This window comes from Intestinimonas sp. HCP28S3_D6 (assembly GCF_052065695.1).
Taxonomy (GTDB): Bacteria; Bacillota; Clostridia; order Oscillospirales; family Oscillospiraceae; genus Intestinimonas.
Genome location: NZ_JBQHTM010000008.1, coordinates 1 through 17,154 on the forward strand (window position 1 = coordinate 1; position 17,154 = coordinate 17,154).

At 44.5% G+C, this 17,154-nt stretch carries 15 protein-coding genes; 8 read left to right on the plus strand and 7 right to left on the minus strand.

Going from position 1 to position 17,154, the window contains the following annotated elements; translation table 11 throughout:
- Positions 1–326 precede the first annotated feature (326 nt).
- On the minus strand, positions 327–650 hold the full coding sequence (locus tag ACTNBK_RS04335; protein WP_441143946.1) for a hypothetical protein: 324 nt from the start codon (positions 648–650) through the stop codon (positions 327–329).
- On the opposite strand from ACTNBK_RS04335, the gene ACTNBK_RS04340 reads away from it, so the two are divergent.
- Positions 649–1,377, plus strand: coding sequence for a zinc ribbon domain-containing protein (locus ACTNBK_RS04340; protein WP_441143948.1), 729 nt, complete (start codon positions 649–651; stop codon positions 1,375–1,377). The genes ACTNBK_RS04335 and ACTNBK_RS04340 overlap by 2 nt on opposite strands.
- Before the next feature lie 45 nt (positions 1,378–1,422).
- Here ACTNBK_RS04340 and ACTNBK_RS04345 read toward each other — a convergent pair whose 3' ends face one another.
- The 5 genes from ACTNBK_RS04345 to ACTNBK_RS04365 form a co-directional block, all read right to left on the minus strand.
- The gene (locus tag ACTNBK_RS04345) at positions 1,423–2,229 is read right to left on the minus strand and encodes a hypothetical protein (RefSeq protein WP_041223376.1); all 807 of its coding nucleotides are present in this window, start codon (positions 2,227–2,229) and stop codon (positions 1,423–1,425) included.
- 205 nt (positions 2,230–2,434) lie between these two features.
- Entirely contained in the window at positions 2,435–4,126 is a 1,692-nt protein-coding gene (locus tag ACTNBK_RS04350) for a recombinase family protein (RefSeq protein ID WP_441143950.1), read from the minus strand.
- Positions 4,127–4,402: 276 nt separating this feature from the next.
- On the minus strand, positions 4,403–5,392 hold the full coding sequence (gene mobV / locus ACTNBK_RS04355; protein WP_367923301.1) for a MobV family relaxase: 990 nt from the start codon (positions 5,390–5,392) through the stop codon (positions 4,403–4,405).
- Between the two features lie 87 nt (positions 5,393–5,479).
- A complete protein-coding gene (locus tag ACTNBK_RS04360; RefSeq protein WP_441143952.1) occupies positions 5,480–6,799 on the minus strand; it encodes a DNA primase family protein in 1,320 nt (439 codons plus the stop codon).
- Positions 6,789–7,397 carry a CHC2 zinc finger domain-containing protein gene (locus ACTNBK_RS04365; protein ID WP_367923299.1) on the minus strand — a complete coding sequence of 203 codons (609 nt, stop codon included), beginning with the start codon at positions 7,395–7,397 and terminating at the stop codon, positions 6,789–6,791. The genes ACTNBK_RS04360 and ACTNBK_RS04365 overlap by 11 nt, the downstream gene beginning before the upstream one ends.
- Positions 7,398–7,626: 229 nt before the next feature.
- Between ACTNBK_RS04365 and ACTNBK_RS04370 the strand changes: the two genes are divergently transcribed.
- From ACTNBK_RS04370 to ACTNBK_RS04400, 7 genes are all read left to right on the plus strand, one after another.
- A complete protein-coding gene (locus tag ACTNBK_RS04370) occupies positions 7,627–7,833 on the plus strand; it encodes a helix-turn-helix domain-containing protein (protein WP_303926995.1) in 207 nt (68 codons plus the stop codon).
- A gap of 3 nt (positions 7,834–7,836) precedes the next feature.
- The gene (locus ACTNBK_RS04375; protein WP_367923298.1) at positions 7,837–8,682 is read left to right on the plus strand and encodes a helix-turn-helix domain-containing protein; all 846 of its coding nucleotides are present in this window, start codon (positions 7,837–7,839) and stop codon (positions 8,680–8,682) included.
- Positions 8,663–9,325, plus strand: coding sequence for a sigma-70 family RNA polymerase sigma factor (locus ACTNBK_RS04380; RefSeq protein ID WP_367923297.1), 663 nt, complete (start codon positions 8,663–8,665; stop codon positions 9,323–9,325). The genes ACTNBK_RS04375 and ACTNBK_RS04380 overlap by 20 nt, the downstream gene beginning before the upstream one ends.
- A 544-nt stretch (positions 9,326–9,869) precedes the next feature.
- Positions 9,870–10,520 carry a super-infection exclusion protein B gene (locus ACTNBK_RS04385; protein ID WP_367923296.1) on the plus strand — a complete coding sequence of 217 codons (651 nt, stop codon included), beginning with the start codon at positions 9,870–9,872 and terminating at the stop codon, positions 10,518–10,520.
- A 43-nt stretch (positions 10,521–10,563) separates the two neighbouring features.
- The gene (locus ACTNBK_RS04390; protein WP_367923295.1) at positions 10,564–13,797 is read left to right on the plus strand and encodes a type ISP restriction/modification enzyme; all 3,234 of its coding nucleotides are present in this window, start codon (positions 10,564–10,566) and stop codon (positions 13,795–13,797) included.
- A gap of 15 nt (positions 13,798–13,812) precedes the next feature.
- Complete coding sequence (locus ACTNBK_RS04395) at positions 13,813–15,000, plus strand: SIR2 family protein (protein ID WP_367923294.1); 1,188 nt, start codon at positions 13,813–13,815, stop codon at positions 14,998–15,000.
- A gap of 20 nt (positions 15,001–15,020) precedes the next feature.
- Entirely contained in the window at positions 15,021–16,847 is a 1,827-nt protein-coding gene (locus tag ACTNBK_RS04400) for an ATP-binding protein (RefSeq protein WP_367923293.1), read from the plus strand.
- A 51-nt stretch (positions 16,848–16,898) separates the two neighbouring features.
- Here ACTNBK_RS04400 and ACTNBK_RS04405 read toward each other — a convergent pair whose 3' ends face one another.
- The gene (locus tag ACTNBK_RS04405; protein WP_367923292.1) at positions 16,899–17,144 is read right to left on the minus strand and encodes a DUF6061 family protein; all 246 of its coding nucleotides are present in this window, start codon (positions 17,142–17,144) and stop codon (positions 16,899–16,901) included.
- Between the last annotated feature and the right edge of the window lie 10 nt (positions 17,145–17,154).

Genomic DNA, 17,154 nt, shown 5'->3' on the forward strand with positions numbered 1-17,154 from the left:
GGTCAGTCCACCGCCAAGGGTGCGTGAGACAAAAAGAAGTCCCCGGCAGATACTGCCGAAGCAATATCTGCCGGGGGTTCAGACACCTGCAAAGTTACCCCTGTCAGGGGGCACCAAACTATGTCCGGTCTTTTTTTGCCCGTTTTTCAATATAAAGCTCATCTTGGCCTTCTCGTTTCTGCCTATCAGCACCGCAAAAACGGACATGCCTGTGTCTGAGGTTCCGATCCCTAAAAATGGCATACTTGCTTTAGCACGTGGGAACCATCTGCGCAGGGTGTTTCCGGTTCCACGTGACTACCGATGACAATCAAATACTGTACCGATCACCGGAAGTGAGGTGCAGCCGAAATGGAGTAATCCTTCGGTATGCCCTCACGCCTGTGGTCTGGTTTTGCATGTCTGAAGCTCTCCATTTCGGCAAAAGCCGAAGGAGGGCTTTCATTATGCAAAACAATGACAATCAGAAGACCTATTTTATCTACGTTCGCAGCACCGGCGAGAAGGTACCTGTCACCAAGGAACAGCACGACTCCTTCTATAAGGAAGCCGACCGTATTCGTCACAAAGAGCAGGATCACGGCAGGTGCATGTGTCCTTACCGCTTCATCTGGAAGTGCGACGGTGACTGTATCGGCTGTGAATACCATGCAGCAGGTGACATTACTTCTCTGGATCAGTCACTCCCTGATGGCAACGGCACCCTCGGTGACTATATTCCTGACCGCAGTAGTCCATGTCAGCCCGACAGGCAAGAAACGCAGCTTCTCCTGCAATCACTGTTTTGCACAGATGGTTTTCTGCGGAGACTGCGGTGAGCTTTACCGGCGCGTTCACTGGAATAACCACGGCTGCAAGTCCATCGTCTGGCGCTGCATCAGCCGATTGGAGCCGGGCTCCGCAGACACAAACTGCACCAACCGGACGGTTAACGAGCTCCTGCTGCAGGAAGTCACGGTCACAGCCATCAATCAGATTCTGACAGAGCGCGGCACCTTCCTAAAACAGTTGCAGGCCAATATCGCCAAGGCCGTAGTCAGCGCCGATACCCTATCGCCGGATGGCATTCAAGCTCGGCTGGAAGAACTGCAAAAAGAGCTCATCAAGAAGGCAAACAACAAACAGGATTACGATGCCATCGCTGACGAAATCCTCAGACTCAGGGAACAGAAGGAACAGTCCGAGGTCGACAGCCACCACCGGGAAGAAGCCATGAACCGGATCAAGGAACTGCAGGACTTTATCTTCAAGCAGAAAACAGACATCACAGAGTTCGACGAAGCTCTGGTAAAAAAGCTCATCGAGAAGATCACCGTCTTTGCCGACCACTTCACTGTGGAATTCAAGTCCGGGATCACAATTGATATAGAGGCATAAAAAGAGCAAGCATCACAGACTTACTATCTGAGATGCTTGTTTGCTTTACCTCCAACATGTTAAAGGTTTTATTTCAATTATTCGATCTGGAGAAATCTGAATACCGTTTTTCATCAGAAGAATATGCTCAAATGGCTCTCCAAAGGCGGTATCGTAAGCCATCGTTAAATACATCAATACTTTGTCCTTATCGCTCTGATCATCGTCCCCGTCAAAAACAATATCGAAACCATTTACTTGAGCTACTATTTCATATGGGAAATGCGACTGCTCCCATTCCTCAGATAATTTTAATCTTAATAGGTTGTCAATATCCCATAGTATTTCCGGGCGGCAATGAACCTGACCCCCATAAGGACTTCTTTCCCATACCGATAAAAATCCGCAAGTTGTAAAATCATAATAGAACTTTCTTCCAATCGACCAACATAAATATTCCTGTGTACCTGTTCTGGGACAATTGCCAGCATTATAAGAAATATCAAAGGCTTTCCCTTTATATGTCAATAATGCGTCCTCTATATTTATTATTATCCCGTGCCGATCTAAAAAAACTCTCAGTTCTGATTCGACACAAAGATATGCTTGCTTTAAATCTAAGATCCCATATTTCTTTATAGCTTCACACTCGTTTGCACTCGTGGTTACGTGAAAATACACAAAATTAAAATCAAGATATGTTCTCGGAAGATGTCCGAATCTTTTTATTACCTCTTCCACTAAATCATCTGTATATCTGTATTCACTTTCATGCCCTACAAATTTTTCCCAAGTTGAAATGTCGACTCCGCTTAGTCCTACTAATGTTTTACAGGCATTTGCAGAAGATCGTATATCATAAGTATTAAACAAATACAAAACCTCCTCGGACATCTATCTCGAACACTCAACACCCCTGACATCTAATCCACAGCTTCAACTATGTGACATCTAATCCGGCAACTCAACTCTCACACTTTTTGAGCCAAGCCACCATAGATAAGTTACCGCAGAACTATTACCGTCTCCACCTGCTCGAAGCTACCTAAAGTCGAAAAGTGCCTGAAATCAAGGGCTTTCAAGCGCATTCCACTCCGACCTTTGACATCAATACTACCGTCTCGACTTGTGAATCATTGTCCAAACTCAAGCTCATATCTTCTTCAATGATCGGGAGCTTAAATTTGATGGACTTGAGCCACTGTCCGTTGGGTTGACGTTCCTCGTATATCTGGATTTCGGAAATCAGCGCTTCCATAATCTGCCGCTTTTCCTGCTCACTCATGACGGCGTATAGCTTATCAAAGTAAATCAGCACCTTGTAAATATTATCTCCGGTGAGCTTTTCCGCTTCGATTGCCATTTTCTTTGCTCTGGCAGTGATCAGCAGATTTTCCGTATCTTCGATCTTATCATACATCTTGTAAAGCCGATCATCAAGGTCAGCCTTGCGTTTGTAATAGTGTTTATCGTCTGGGTCAAGGGAATCAATTTCTTCCATCAGCTTTGATTTCACAGCATAATACTGCCGGAGCAGCTTTTCGTAATTGGCAATCTCCTGCTCAATGGCGACAGTGTCCACCTTCATGTTGATTTTTTCCTGCATCATGGCGGCGAACTTCGGATTGCTGACCAGCTTTACGATAACCTCTGCTACTGCACTGTCCAACAGTTCCTCGTGAATCTGCTTTCGATAATCGCACTTGTGCCCACGAATCATAGTGCGGTGCTTGCAGCCATAATAGAAGAAATCCTTGTACTTTGTTCCATCCTGCTTATGCTTGATGCTCTTGTTACCATACATCCCGGCTCCGCAGATTGGGCATTTGACGATACCCGACAGAAGATGCACCTTGGTGTCCTTGCCGCGGTTCACATGTTCATACTTTTGAGCCTGTGCCAGCAGTTTCACCTGTGCTTCGTGCCAGAGTTCTTCCGACACGATCCCCTCATGCTGGCCATCCACCAGCAGATAATCATCCTGCTCCACAAGCCGGTAATCGTTCCTGGTTCCATGCACCTTCTCCGTTCTGCGTCTGCCATAGGCGATTTTGCCGCAATAGACAGGATTTTTCAGTATTCTTCGGATCAGAGACGCATCGAACAGCGGATTTTTGCCGTTCTGCCGCTGGATTTTGTGAATACCATGCTGGTCAAGATATTTGGCAAGACCATTTGCACCCATGTCGGTATGCACATACTGATCGAAGATCACACGGATTGCATCCGCTTCTTCCTCGTTGATGAAAAGCTGGCCATTTTCCAGCTTGTAGCCGTAGGGCGCAAATCCGCCGTTCCATTTGCCCTCACGGGCCTTCTGGATTCTGCCCTCCATTGTCTGAACACGGATGTTTTCTCTCTCGATCTCCGCAACAGCTGACAGAACAGAGATCATCAGCTTTCCGGCATCCTTGGAAGAATCAATCCCATCCTCCACACAAATCAGATTGACGCCGAAATCCTGCATGACCTGCAAAGTGGACAATACGTCTGCCGCATTTCTGCCGAAGCGGGACAGCTTGAATACCAGCACGAAAGAGACACCATCTTTCCCGGATTTTATATCCTCCATCATGCGGTTAAACTCGGCTCTGCCCTCAATGGATTTACCAGACTTACCGGCATCCTCATACTCACCGACTATCTCATATTCATTGTACTCGGCAAAGGCTTTCATTCTGGATTTCTGGGCATCCAGAGAGTATCCGTCGATCTGCATGGCGGTGGATACTCTCGTATAGATATATACTTTTGTCTTTTCTTTTTTCATCTCACAATCCTCATTCGTGCCACAGCTATGGCACCTTTATGTATCCTTACTCCGAAGCTCTTTCAGAGTAAGGTTTGGACACATTTCACACGATTATTATATCATGCCGTTTTAGCTTTTTCAATAGTGTCCTCTGGCTGTTCGGGAATATTCGCAGTTCCAGCAGTTTCTTCCCCAAAACAGTGCGGCGGCTCTGGAAGATTGTCAATGTCCAGAACCGCCGCATATTTTTCTATTAAGTTGGCAAGCAAATCGGCAAAGCCGCTCCACTCATCCTTATTCCAATCCGCTATAATGGTTTACCTCCTGTTTTTTACTGCCACGCTGTGTGTACGCCCGGATAATCTCCGGAGGGATACGGTCAAGAATCCCTTTCACCCGTTCATAATCGCTTTGCAGCCTTGCCTCCTGCAACTTCTTGACGGTACTCTGCTGCTGACTCTTTTCCAGCGCTTCCGCTAAATCATCGTTTTTCTTTTTTAGCGCCTTTTTCTCGGATTCAGCCGTGGTAAAGCACTTCTGATATTTCTTCATCTGCGTTTCCATCGCCGCCACATCTGGGATATATTCCTCCAGAAATGCTGCGATTTGCGCTGTCCGCTCCTTGTAGTTGGTAAATTTCACATCGGAAAGCATTGCATCCAGCTTTTCCATCTGCTTTGTCAGACGGGTCATCTGTTTGAACACTCTCGGCGGGATATGGTCACGGCCCGTCTCGCTGGCACTCTCACCACGCTCCAATACCGGATACTTCTTGACCATGTGTTCCCAGAACTTGTCTTGCCACCATGTCAGCTTTTTCTTGTTGCCTACGATCTCCTTGGCGCTGAGCCGCTTGTCCTCTGTCAACGGGACAAAAGAAAGGTGCATATGGGGCGTTTTCTCGTCCATATGCACCACGGCGGATATAATGGTTTCGGGGGATTGGTTCTGTCGGATAAACTCCAACGCATCATTGAAGAATTCCTTGATCTCAGCCCGTTTCTTGCCCTTGAAAAATTCCGGACTTGCGGTGATCAGCGCTTCTACCACACGAACACTGTCAGAGCGAGTGCGGCATCCGGCTGCAGCAATCTGCCGTTCGGACTCTGCCCGGTACTTTCTTTCCGGCTTAACAAGGTGGAAATTCAAATGACTGCGGCTGGTATCAATATCCGGATTGCTTGCGTACTCTTCTTTGGTACGCTCATTGTGGGCTTCAATGCGCCCGATCTCCGGCCCCTTATACTTGGCAAATCTCAAAATAGCAAACTGTCCCTTTTCCATTATTTTTCCCGACCTTTCTGCCATACGATGTCATACCGTGGTACGTTTGGTACGGGTGGTACATGTATTTCCGGGTCACTTTCGCTTTTATAGAAACGGTCTTTGCAAAAGCTCAATGCCGACAAAACCTCTGGCGAACTTCCCACCGCCGATATTGACCTTATTTGTGTATTCAAGGTGATAGTGGCTCTCATTCTGTTTGAGGAAGGAGCAGAAGCGCTTTTGCGAAAGGCTGCTCATGGCGTTATCGTCACACCACAGCTTGTAAACAGCATACAGGGCTTTGGAGCTGACTTCGTAATCTGCCTTGAAGCGGATATACCCTTCGGAACCTAAAAAATCGATGATGTTGTTGCCGTCCGATACCGCAGCCTCCATGTTGTCCTGCGCCGACTGACTGAGTGTAAACCTGTAATCGTTGGCAATCAGGCGGTGCAGGCCCGTGAGTGCCCACAGGAAAATGCCCTCTGCTTCGGCGCACATCTTTTCCGCAATATACGGATCGTCTCTCCGATTCGGGTCTTTTTCTATGGTGGAAAGGATAATTTGTCTGCGGAAAAAACCCACGCTGTGGTCATTGAGAGATTGCAGGACGCCGTTGCCCAAGCCGATAAAGCGTACATACAAATCGCCCTGGTAGCTCTGCTGTCCCTTTTTCTCCAGATCCATCGGCAATTCTGCAGTGATGATTGCCTTGATATGATTGGTCTGGGGCAAGGCTTCCAGCTTCATATCATCGTCCAGCATCACAAGCTCATGTTCCAGATCAGCCCGGGCAAAAGGGCTTGTCTCCACCTTTGCGATACTGCCTGTGTTCATGTTGCTGCCCAGCAGCGCACGAAGGACAATGCCAATGCGGCTTTTGCCCTCGCCGCCCTTGCCGATCAGCAAAAGCATCTTCTGTCCTTTGGTGGAGGGAATAAAGCAGTATCCCATAAATTCCTGCAAGGTCAGGATGTCCTCCGGCTCCAAAAGCTGAGACAAAAAATGCAGCCATGTCACTGGCTGCGGAGCTTCTGGATTGTAGGAAACGGGCAGACGGTTCCGACAGAAATCCTTTTCCGGTCTGAATGTACCGTTCAGATAATAGGTGCCGTTCGCCACATGGATGCGGTCTTGATACAGGGGCAACTTTTCGGTGCAGCACTCCATCCGCATGACATCCAACAGATTTGTGACCTTCTTTGCAATGCCACTGGTCACATAATACTTGATGCGGTCATAGATCACCTTTTTCAGGCGGTTTTCATCGTGTACTCTACCATTGACCGTGAAAAATGCTCCGTTTACCGTGACCATTGGATATTCCCGGAGAAATTCTTCGCAGAATATGGCTTCGTTGATTTTCTTACCGTCAAACCACGCCGGATTTTTACAGTGCGCGGTCTGCGTCATTTCATCGCTCATAGCGTACATACTCCTCTCTCTTTCTTGCGGTGTAGTCCTGGAGGGACGCAATCTTGCCATCTCTCATCAGCTCATCCACCACAGCAACACGTTCTTCCAAATCGCCTACGACCAGAATGTCCGTCAGATATTCGATGCGATCAAGCATCTGGCAGGCTTCCACAAAACGGTCATCCAGATCATCGTCCGGCATTTTCGGGGCATACCAAACCTTCCAGTCTTCCAACAGATGCAGATAATCCGTCAGCACACGGAAGCAAAGCATTTCGTCCTCCCGGAACTGCCGGATGTGGGGATGTTTGGGTTTGCGGGGAACTGCCACCGCTTGTCCCTGTTCGGTACTGATACCGAAGTCCTCAGCCAACCTTAGCGCCGCTTCGTAGCTGCTCAGATCAAACAGTCTCGCCGCAAAGTCAATCACATCTCCCTTGGCTCCGCAGCCGAAACAAAAGAAATATTCCTCGTTCAGCTTCAAGCTCGGATGCCTGTCATTGTGGAACGGGCAGCAAGCCATGTCGTTGCGGTTGACTTTCAGCCCGTAGTGTTCGGCAGCTTGTCTTACGGGAACTGCCGCCTTGATGGTTTCAAATAGATTCATATGCATACCTCCGTAATTAATTTGACAATTCTTGCTTGTCACCTGAATATACGGAGAAAACAGCTTTCAACCGAAAAATCCGGCACTTCTGCAAAAAAAGAAATCGCCGCCCTGAATTTTTGCAAAAATGCAAAATACACAGGGTGGCGATTGTTCACAATATGCGCCTTGATATTATTCCGAAAATAGAATATAATATTATCAGATTTAGCGAAAAGGGGTGTTGAGGGTGCGTTATTTATCAACTTTTGAGGTGGCGGAGAAATGGGGGATTTCTCCGCGTCGTGTAGGTGTTCTTTGTAGCCAAAACCGCATCCCCGGCGCACAGCAAGCAGGAAGCCGCTGGATTATCCCAGAAGATGCAGAGAAGCCCGCTGATGCCAGAATCAAAAGCGGCAAATATATCAAAGCAAAAAACAAGGAAAGGGGGACATAACGAATGGAGAATGTATTTTTGCCCGGTACTGTTAGACAGCGGCTTGCCGATCTGATGAAATATCACAAGGTATCTCAGACTGACCTTGCGCTAAAAATTGGATGCGGCGACAGCTTGCTCAGCCGTTTCCTAACCGGAAAGACAGACAAGATCGGTGACGAAAACATCATCCGTATTGCTAGAGTATTCAATGTGTCCACCGACTTTCTTTTAGGCGTGACCAATGTTCCCGATAGAAAAAATTATGAGATTGAAGAGCTGGGCTTGTCAGCCCAGGCGGCACGAAACCTCTACACCGGCAAGGTTAATACACAAGTGGTCAATCGGCTCTTGGAAAGTCCCCGCTTTGCTGAGCTGACCTACATATTGGAGCAGTATTTCAATGACACTATCGCATCCGGCTTTGCAGCTCAGAATCAGCTTTACGCTACCCTTGCCAATCTGACAAGAAGTACCGTACAAACCGATGCAGCGAAAGAAGCTGCCAAGGACATCAGCCGTTTACGGACACCGGCATATCAGGCAGATCTCGCCACCATTGAAGCTCAATTTATGGCGGCAGTCAAAGAAGTGAAGAAAGAGATCGGTCACGATTTTACAGTACAGCAGGCCCTCACCAAAGAAGCCGCCGAGCGAATGTTTACAGAGCTTACAAAAGGTCAGGATATGGAAAACCCCAAGGTCACACCGGAGCATGTGACCGAACTGATTATCGACAGCGTTGCCGGTATGGATGGGGTCAACCAAGAAGCACTGGACAAGCTCAGTCAGGCGTTGACCGACTTTATGCAGACCACCTTGGATCAGGCGGCAATACAGGAGAAGGACGATGAAAAACCAGAGCAATGAGCAACTCTGCACTCTGGCACAGAAGGGGAATAGGAACGCCCGTGACCTGCTTCTGGAAAACAATTTCGGCTTTATCCGCAAAACCGCCAACGAGATTTATTTCGGTATGAATCTGGGCGAAAGCGAACTCAGTATCGACAAAGACGATCTGGAGCAGGAGGGCTGCATCGGCTTATTGGATGCCATCCCTCGCTTTGACAGTAGCAAAGGCGCCAAGTTTCTGACCTATGCCGCACCGTCCATCCGAAACGCCATGACCGATTTGATACGGAATGCGTTTTCTCAATTTGAGCAGCGAATGACCGACACCACAGATGGACTTGCCTTTCAGAAAATCCGTCTGGATGAAGTTGTCCCCGGCGAGGAACGGTTGCTGCGTATCGAAGCGGTTGCCGACCCGATTGCCAAATCGCCGGAACAGATTTATGTGGAACAAGAAACATTGCGTGAACTGTATGCGGGACTCGATAGGATTGGAAAGCGAGAGCAAGCCTATCTGCTGTACCGTTTTGGCTTCACAGACGATATAGAGCATACGATGATTGGGGCAGCAATCCACTTTAATCTGAGCGAAAGCCGAGCCAAGAAAACCGAGGAACAGGCTATGGACAACCTCTGGTTAGAGTTGCCGTGGTGGTTTTAGTGCGTGTCGCTGTGGCGGGACAGGGGCTTATATACCTCTGCTTCCTTCTCCGGTCAGTCGGATTTTGTTTCTCAAAAATCCTGCATTTGTGTCAACGCCTTTGTCACAAAATCCGCCTGCCCTACTGCCGCCGAGAAGCGTCTGTCCGCTTCAATCTGCCTATGTCGCAGATGCTGCAGCCAGCCCCTTTCCAGCGTCAGCCGGAAGCAAAGGTATAACACACTAGACTTTGCAAGCAAAATCGTGTGCCAACAGGGATGTTTCTCGCCCCTATTGGAAACCCAGAGCCAAGGGGCTGCCCCCCTCTGGACACCTCATATTTTCTTCACACGGTGGTACCCAAACTGAAAGAATCAGTTTGACACCGGTGCGAAGAAAATACAAAAGGAAGCATCTGCACATGAATCTGCAAACTGCTAATCTTCCTTTTGTCCTGACAATCTGAATATTAATATGGTGCAATTTCAGATTGTCAGATACTATTTCAACGATTTATTTATGCTTAACCATATGCGAATGCGGTCAGAAAGGAATCAGAAAAATTATGGAATGGATAACCAAGTTAATTGATCTTCTAAAGGTACCATTAAAAGTTCTTTTACCCTCGGCATGGCTTTTTTCATCCGCCATGACCTTATTTCCTGACAGATGGCTTGAAAAATTAGGTTTACTAGAGTGGAAAAATGAGCACCTGTTTGCTTTTGGATTAATACTTATTATCACCTCCTGCCTGATCCTGGTGTATTCATTTATTTATACGAAATCAAAAATTACTCATCTTATTTCCAAACTTTTCTTGAACAGAAATACTATGAAAAAATTTTCAAGTATGAGTGATGTTGAAAAAGCAATTATTCTCAAACTTTACCACTCGCCCGCATTTACTTGCGAACTTGACTATGGGCAGCCTGTAATAAAAGGCCTTGTTGCACGCAATTACTTATATGGTGGTGGTCAGCAATTAGTTCGAACATCCTTATATTCAACAGCGTTACCGGTAAAACTTACGCTCCAACCATTTGTTTATCAGGCACTGGATTATTACAAAGAAAAGCTATCACGAGAAATTGAAAAAACAGAAAAAAAGATCGCTAAAACGAAAAGAGAATCAAAACTAAGCAAATTGAATTATAAACTTTATGAGCTGAAAGATTGCTATGAAGCATATTTCGACGAAAACTTGTTTAAGGAATAACTCTCAAACGTAAATGCTAATAGGCGATTAATGGGGGGTAATTATGGATAAAGCCACTTCAACTGAAATTATCACAACATACTTTAAAGCTGTATGCGACGCATACCGTCTCGGAAATGTTGAGTCATCTTATAACGCACCAATAATGGCTCTGTTCACAGATATTGGATGTGCTGCCCGTGATTTGTCTGGTGAGCGTAAAGGTCAAACCGGAGAAAATATTGATATTAAACTGTGGCACAGCGAGGAAGAAGTTACAGAAACTGAACCGTTTGCTGGCGTTGAAGTTAAAAAAGTTGGAGGCATTGACAAGAGAGCCCTCTCCCAGATCAAAATCGAAGCTGATCGGTATGGCAATGCTATTTTAACTGATAATCTTGAATGGCGTTTTTGGCGTGCTGGTGATACGGAGATGTATACCGGTTTGCGAATTATGGAATTGGTTAATGACAAACTGGTTCTAAGAGAAGATAACGTCGAGCTGTTTATTAGCCTCGTAGAAGATTTTCTGCTTCGTGATCCTGCACAAATAAAATCATCCACCAAGCTTGCTGAATATATGGCAATGCATGCTCGCACAATACGCAGCATAATTTCTGGTATTCTTAAAGATGACGGCAATGGACAACCTCTTGTCACTGACAGTCAAAAGAGACTACCTATGTTTATAGAATTATATGGGCTATATAGCAGGATTAAATCTGACCTCCGGCCTCTCATGAACACTCGTGAATTTGCTGATATGTATGCCCAGACCATTGTCTATGGTTTATTTATCGCAAGATACAATGACACAACACCGGACTCCTTTGACAGATATGAGGCCATAAAATATCTGCAAGAAGAATCCGAACTCCTCAAACAGTTCTTCATGCATATTGCCGGAACCGGCAGAAAACACCCTACCCTTGAAGGCGTTATTGAAAAGTTGTGTTCTTTGTACCGTATTTGTAATATTTCTGCTTTGCTGGAGCGAGATGAGAAGAAGGATACGATTATCCATTTTTATGAAGAATTTCTGACTTTCTATGATCCGGCATTAAGAAAATCGCTTGGCGTTTTTTATACACCAGTTCAAGCCGTACAATATTTAGTTTCAACTGTAGATAAGATTTTGGTTGAAGATTTCGGTATTGAAGGGGGACTCTCGAATAACGAACTAATCACAACGAAAGTTCCGTGTGCACCATACAAAGTAACAAAGACCAAGTGGTCCAGCGAAATGACAGTTTCTGTACCCCGTGTAGCTATTCTCGATCCAGCCTGCGGCACTGGTTCGTTTGGTGCAGAGATCATCAAATATATTAAAAATACATATTTTTCTGGCGCTCGGTCAGCATTTTATGAAAACTACATTCAGCAGGAAAACGGCTTGCTTTCCCGCTTAATTGGTTTTGAGATTATGATGACCAGTTATGTTGTTGCGCACTTAAAAATTCGTCGCACAATTGATGAAACGCTCGGTCATTTGCCAACAGTTCAGCTCCCCACAAACATTTTTTTGACAAACACCCTGGCACCACCCATGTCGGATTTGGAGCGAGGTGAACAGTTGACTTTGTTTGATTTCTCTGCTGCCATTACTGAGGAAGCCTACAACGCAGATACATGGAAAGCCCGTCGCCCCATCAAGGTAATCATCGGTAATCCTCCATATCTGGCGGCATCTACAAATCCATATGATATTTCGGCATACAAAACTGAAACGGATGGTGTGACTGATTTTGGTGAAAGAAAGCACTGGCTGAATGATGATTATGTAAAATTTTTCCGTTTCTCCGAACAGATCATCGATAAGAACAAAGAAGGTGTGCTTGCCTTTGTATCCAATAACGGATACTTAGACAATCCGACCTTTAGGGGTATGCGTGGCAGCCTTCTGAGATCCTTTGATAAAATCTATATCGTAAATCTTCACGGCAGCGCAAATAAAAAGGAAACCGCTCCCGACGGAAGCAGGGATGAAAATATCTTTGATATTATGCAAGGTGTATCTTTGTTCATCGGAGTCAAAAAAACAAAGAAAACAGATTGGGCAAAAGTATACTATACGGATATTTGGGGAACCCGGGAAACCAAACTGGAGGCCCTTGCCAAAGGCGATCTGACATTCACTCTGTTGAAGCTGGATCATAAGATGGCGTACTTTATTCCTTTCGGAAATAGCGACAAAGATGCCTATGATAAAGGGGTTAGTATTGCAGAACTGTTTCCGATAAGTGTGACAGGAATTGTTTCTGGCAACGATAGTGTAGCCATTGCACCTACAAAAGCCGAATTAATTAGACGGATGGATATTGTTAAGCATGCCACAGAAGAAAAAGATATATTCAATCTATGGGGGAGATTCAGCCGTGGACAAACAGCAGAAAAGATCCAAAATGATGTCCTATCAGAAGGCAAAATAACTCAGATTTCTTTCCGCCCGTTTGATTCTCGATGGACATATTATTCTGGCAATTCCTGCGGATGGGTTCTTTGGCCCAGAGAAAAGAGCACCATGGGGCATTTGCTGGCCGAACCGACGAGCCCTATTGGAGCCAATATTGGTTTGGTATTCTGCAAAACCTCCAGAAACTTCTTTTCTCCGTTTGTGTCCAGGAATATCATCGCACATCGGCTGTTCTCTGCTATGTGCGAGATCACCTACATCGCACCACTTTATCTTCGTTCAGAGTCGGAACTGACTGGCGAAAGCTGGACTGCAAATTTGAACGATGATGCATTTAATAAATTAACCCAGTATTTGCCTACAAAGCCCACACCAATTGAGGTGTTTGACTATGTGTACGGCATTCTGCACGATCCGGTTTACTGCGAGAAATACGAGCAGTATCTTTGCAGAGATTTTCCACGTGTTCCGGTCATCAATGAGCCAGAGGAAGAAAGAACCGACGGTACATTTTTCGTAAGTGAAGATTTGTATAGAGAATATGTTGTTACCGGCGAACGGCTTAGAAAACTGCATCTTATGCAAATCAAGGTGCCTGCCGAGCTTATGTTAGATCCTAACACACCTGATGATATGGAAATCGGAGCCGTTAAATACAAAAACGGTGTGCTTCAGTTAAACGCCAACAAACACATTACCGGTATTTCTCAGGATGTATGGCAATACCAAATTGGCGGACATCAGGTGTTGGACAAGTGGTTTAAGGAACATAAGGGCGAAACACTCACTATTGATTCCTTTACTCACATTGAAAATGTGGTGGGATTGCTTGCGGAGACAATCAACTTGCGAGAACATATGCGAAGTTTGCACAAGCAAATTTAAAAAAACGGGGGAAACATGGATAAGATAATTAAAATTCCAGTGGATACAGGAAAGGTTGTAATTTCAGAAGATATAAAGTCCATACTCAAGAATTTGTTTTCCGGATGCAGAGTAAGTTTCCTGCTTGGTGCTGGCTTTTCTGCAAATCTGTTAGGCACTTTGAGTAATAATGAGGTAATTTTTGAAGCATTACAAAAATATCAAGTCAAAAATGAAGATGAACGAAAAAAGATCACTATTCTATCTGCATTTTTGTATTGGTCGTTCTTCATTAGATGTATCGAACCGATCTCCTCCAAAGTATCGACATATGATCCCTCATTTGCCCCTTACAAAGAATTTGGAGATATTGTGTACCGGATTTTTGCCGAAAGAGGAAATCCAGCATTGGATCGACAGTTCAACATCTTTACAACAAATTACGACCCAATAATTGAGCTGATCTTTGACCATTCAACCTGTATATGCAATGATGGCTTTGAAGGGAGAATTGAACCTCGATTTTCCACCGATAACTACTCAAAAACGTATTATAGGCAAGCAGTATTCTCCAACAGGAAAGCTGAAATCCCATCTGTGAATCTTTTAAAGTTGCACGGGTCTGTTACTTGGAGCACAGACATCATTTGGGGAGGTATTGAGTATCAGCAATATCGAACCCAAATACATCACTTTACCAAAGAGCACTCTACATTGTTTGATGTAGCTATGGTATCAAGAATTGATGCTCATTTTACGGCTGATCAACCGGATGAAGCAAATAAACAAATTCAATCTTTGCTTGCGAGTACTATTTTTGATTCATTACTTGCCAAAGAGGGAGACTATGACAAATTCATTCAATCGTACAAAAATTCCTTCCTAATTGTGAACCCAACAAAGGAAAAATTCAGTGATACCCTATTAAACAAAAATTATTATGAGCTTCTGCGCATTTTCTCCAATGAGTTGGAAAAAGAGAACTCACTTCTAGTAGTCAATGGTTTTTCTTTTAGAGATGAGCACATCCTTGATGTAGTAAAACGCTCCATGGTTAATCCATCCTTGAAAATACTCATTTTCACATATCAAGAAACAGCGATTGGGGACTTTCAAAAACTATTCGGTGAGGCGAAGAATAATAACATTACTTATATTACGCTGGATGGAGAAAAGCTGTCTTTGGATTATTTCAATCAGATTTTGTCACATATCCATTCCTAAAAGGAAAGAGGTGAATCGGTATGAACGATTTTTATAAAATCGGACAAGTGATTGAGGTACGAGGTCAAAAACTTCGCATACGTGTTTTTGAAAACAAGAACAGCAATATTCTGATATACCAGGGACACGTTATTAAAAATGTGTCCGTCGGCAGCTTCGTGAAGATTCCAAAAGGATTCAGCAACATCATTGGCCGCATAGAGGGTGAATACATCCAAGAAACTAAGCCCACAGGTGAGAACAATGGTCAACTTCGTTTTTCAAAAGAGAGCGAGACCATTGATCGCATTATCGAAGTTAGCATTATGGGTGTGTTGAATGATGGACGTTTTCAGAGAGGTCTCATTGACATTCCGCTGGTTTTCTCCGATGCATATATGCTTACAGACATAGAAGTGCAAAAGATTTTCGAGTTTAGCTCCGATTTAAGCACTTCTGTGTGTATTGGCTCTATTAACGATTACAAAGAAGAAAAGCTTTTCATCTCGGCAAATTCTCTTTTTGCCAGTCATATAGGAATCTTCGGAAATACCGGAAGTGGCAAATCAAATACATTGGCCAAGATATACACCGAGTGCTTTCAACGTTTTAAAGGAATGCCTGGATTCGCTAAAAGCAGATTTCTTCTTATCGATTTTAATGGAGAGTACACCCAAGCCTTTGATGACAGCAAACGAGTATATCGACTTTCAACAAGAGTTGATACAGGAGATTCAATCCCTATTCATCAATCGTTTTTGGAAGATGTGGAACTCTGGTCAATAATATGTGAGGCAACAGAAAAAACTCAGAAGCCTTTCTTAAGCAAGAGCATTGACTTATACCGCCGTTTGCGTGAGACTGACAATCTTATGGCCTATATTCGCGGGATGTTACGGAATCTGCTTCTCCGATACTATGATGACCCTCAAATATTCTTGCGTCAACTAACAGGACTTAAGACGATTCTTACATTGCTATTTGTTGATGCCGAACCTGGAATCAGAATTTTAAATAGCATCCAACTTCGTGCGCAGGGTACAAAATTCTACCGTACATCTGCTGAGGGTGAGCACTGGGCAAACAGCCTCGATGACTACGAACAACAATTTGTATCTGCTATTTTGGATTCAGTGTTTATTCCGGCTAATTGCAAAGATCCGGATGAATATATGATATTTGAGTATGCTCTACGGTATAAATACTTGGATTCTTTGTGTTTGCAATATATCAACGAAGAACACGTTGGCCCACTGATCTCAAGATTTGAAAATCGTGTAAAACGAGTAAAGCGCCTTTTCAGAATATGCGAGAACCCCCCATCTGATTGGTTAGCGGTATATTCATTGGTTGATGTTAATGTAGAATTCAAAAAGATTGTACCTTTAATTATCTGTAAGTATTTCTATGAACGCCAACGGCAGAATTTCAATGGTAGTAGTCTACATATTATCATTGATGAAGCACATAATGTCTTGTCCACGACATCTGAACGAGAAAGCCAGACATGGAAAGATTACCGCTTAGAAACTTTCGAGGAAATTATCAAAGAGGGACGAAAATTCGGAACATTCTTAACTATATCGAGCCAGCGTCCCTCTGACATCTCGGAAACCATTATTTCTCAACTACATAACTATTTTATTCATAGATTGGTTAACAATGAAGATATACGGGCAATAGGTAAAGCTGTGGCATTCATTGACAATACTTCATATGAAATGATCTCGGTACTCCCGCAAGGAGCATGTATCTTTACTGGTGTCGCTTCCAATTTTCCTGTTTTGGTGCAGGTCGATTTGCTACCCAAACAAAAGCAACCACAGAGTAGCACCATAAATCTTACAGAGTTATGGAAAGAACCTTAAAACCAGAGCCCACCGATCATTGTTGACCAGTGGGCTCTGCCATATTAATTTTCAATCCATCAACCGATACTCTGGTGTGCCTTTCACATACCGTTCCAAGTCGCCGCCAAGAACCAGTTGCGCATATTCCAGAGGTTTATTATAGATCAGCCAGTCCAGCTCTGACCGCTGATACATATTGTCGGCAACCTCGTTCTCCACGGCGATCGTATCAATGGTAATCATGCTGCCATCGGTAAATTTCAGTTCAACACAGGCAGTATCCATATTGAACTCACAGGAAAACAAGCGCTCCATATTCGCCACC

Coding starts and splice junctions, on each gene's coding strand:
- ACTNBK_RS04340 (WP_441143948.1), top strand. CDS start 649: ATGCAGCAGGTGACATTACTTCTCTGGATCAGTCACTCCCTGATGGCA.
- ACTNBK_RS04335 (WP_441143946.1), bottom strand. CDS start 650: ATGGTATTCACAGCCGATACAGTCACCGTCGCACTTCCAGATGAAGCG.
- ACTNBK_RS04350 (WP_441143950.1), bottom strand. CDS start 4,126: ATGAAAAAAGAAAAGACAAAAGTATATATCTATACGAGAGTATCCACC.
- mobV (WP_367923301.1), bottom strand. CDS start 5,392: ATGGAAAAGGGACAGTTTGCTATTTTGAGATTTGCCAAGTATAAGGGG.
- ACTNBK_RS04360 (WP_441143952.1), bottom strand. CDS start 6,799: ATGAGCGATGAAATGACGCAGACCGCGCACTGTAAAAATCCGGCGTGG.
- ACTNBK_RS04365 (WP_367923299.1), bottom strand. CDS start 7,397: ATGAATCTATTTGAAACCATCAAGGCGGCAGTTCCCGTAAGACAAGCT.
- ACTNBK_RS04375 (WP_367923298.1), top strand. CDS start 7,837: ATGGAGAATGTATTTTTGCCCGGTACTGTTAGACAGCGGCTTGCCGAT.
- ACTNBK_RS04380 (WP_367923297.1), top strand. CDS start 8,663: ATGAAAAACCAGAGCAATGAGCAACTCTGCACTCTGGCACAGAAGGGG.
- ACTNBK_RS04385 (WP_367923296.1), top strand. CDS start 9,870: ATGGAATGGATAACCAAGTTAATTGATCTTCTAAAGGTACCATTAAAA.
- ACTNBK_RS04390 (WP_367923295.1), top strand. CDS start 10,564: ATGGATAAAGCCACTTCAACTGAAATTATCACAACATACTTTAAAGCT.
- ACTNBK_RS04395 (WP_367923294.1), top strand. CDS start 13,813: ATGGATAAGATAATTAAAATTCCAGTGGATACAGGAAAGGTTGTAATT.
- ACTNBK_RS04400 (WP_367923293.1), top strand. CDS start 15,021: ATGAACGATTTTTATAAAATCGGACAAGTGATTGAGGTACGAGGTCAA.
- ACTNBK_RS04405 (WP_367923292.1), bottom strand. CDS start 17,144: ATGGAGCGCTTGTTTTCCTGTGAGTTCAATATGGATACTGCCTGTGTT.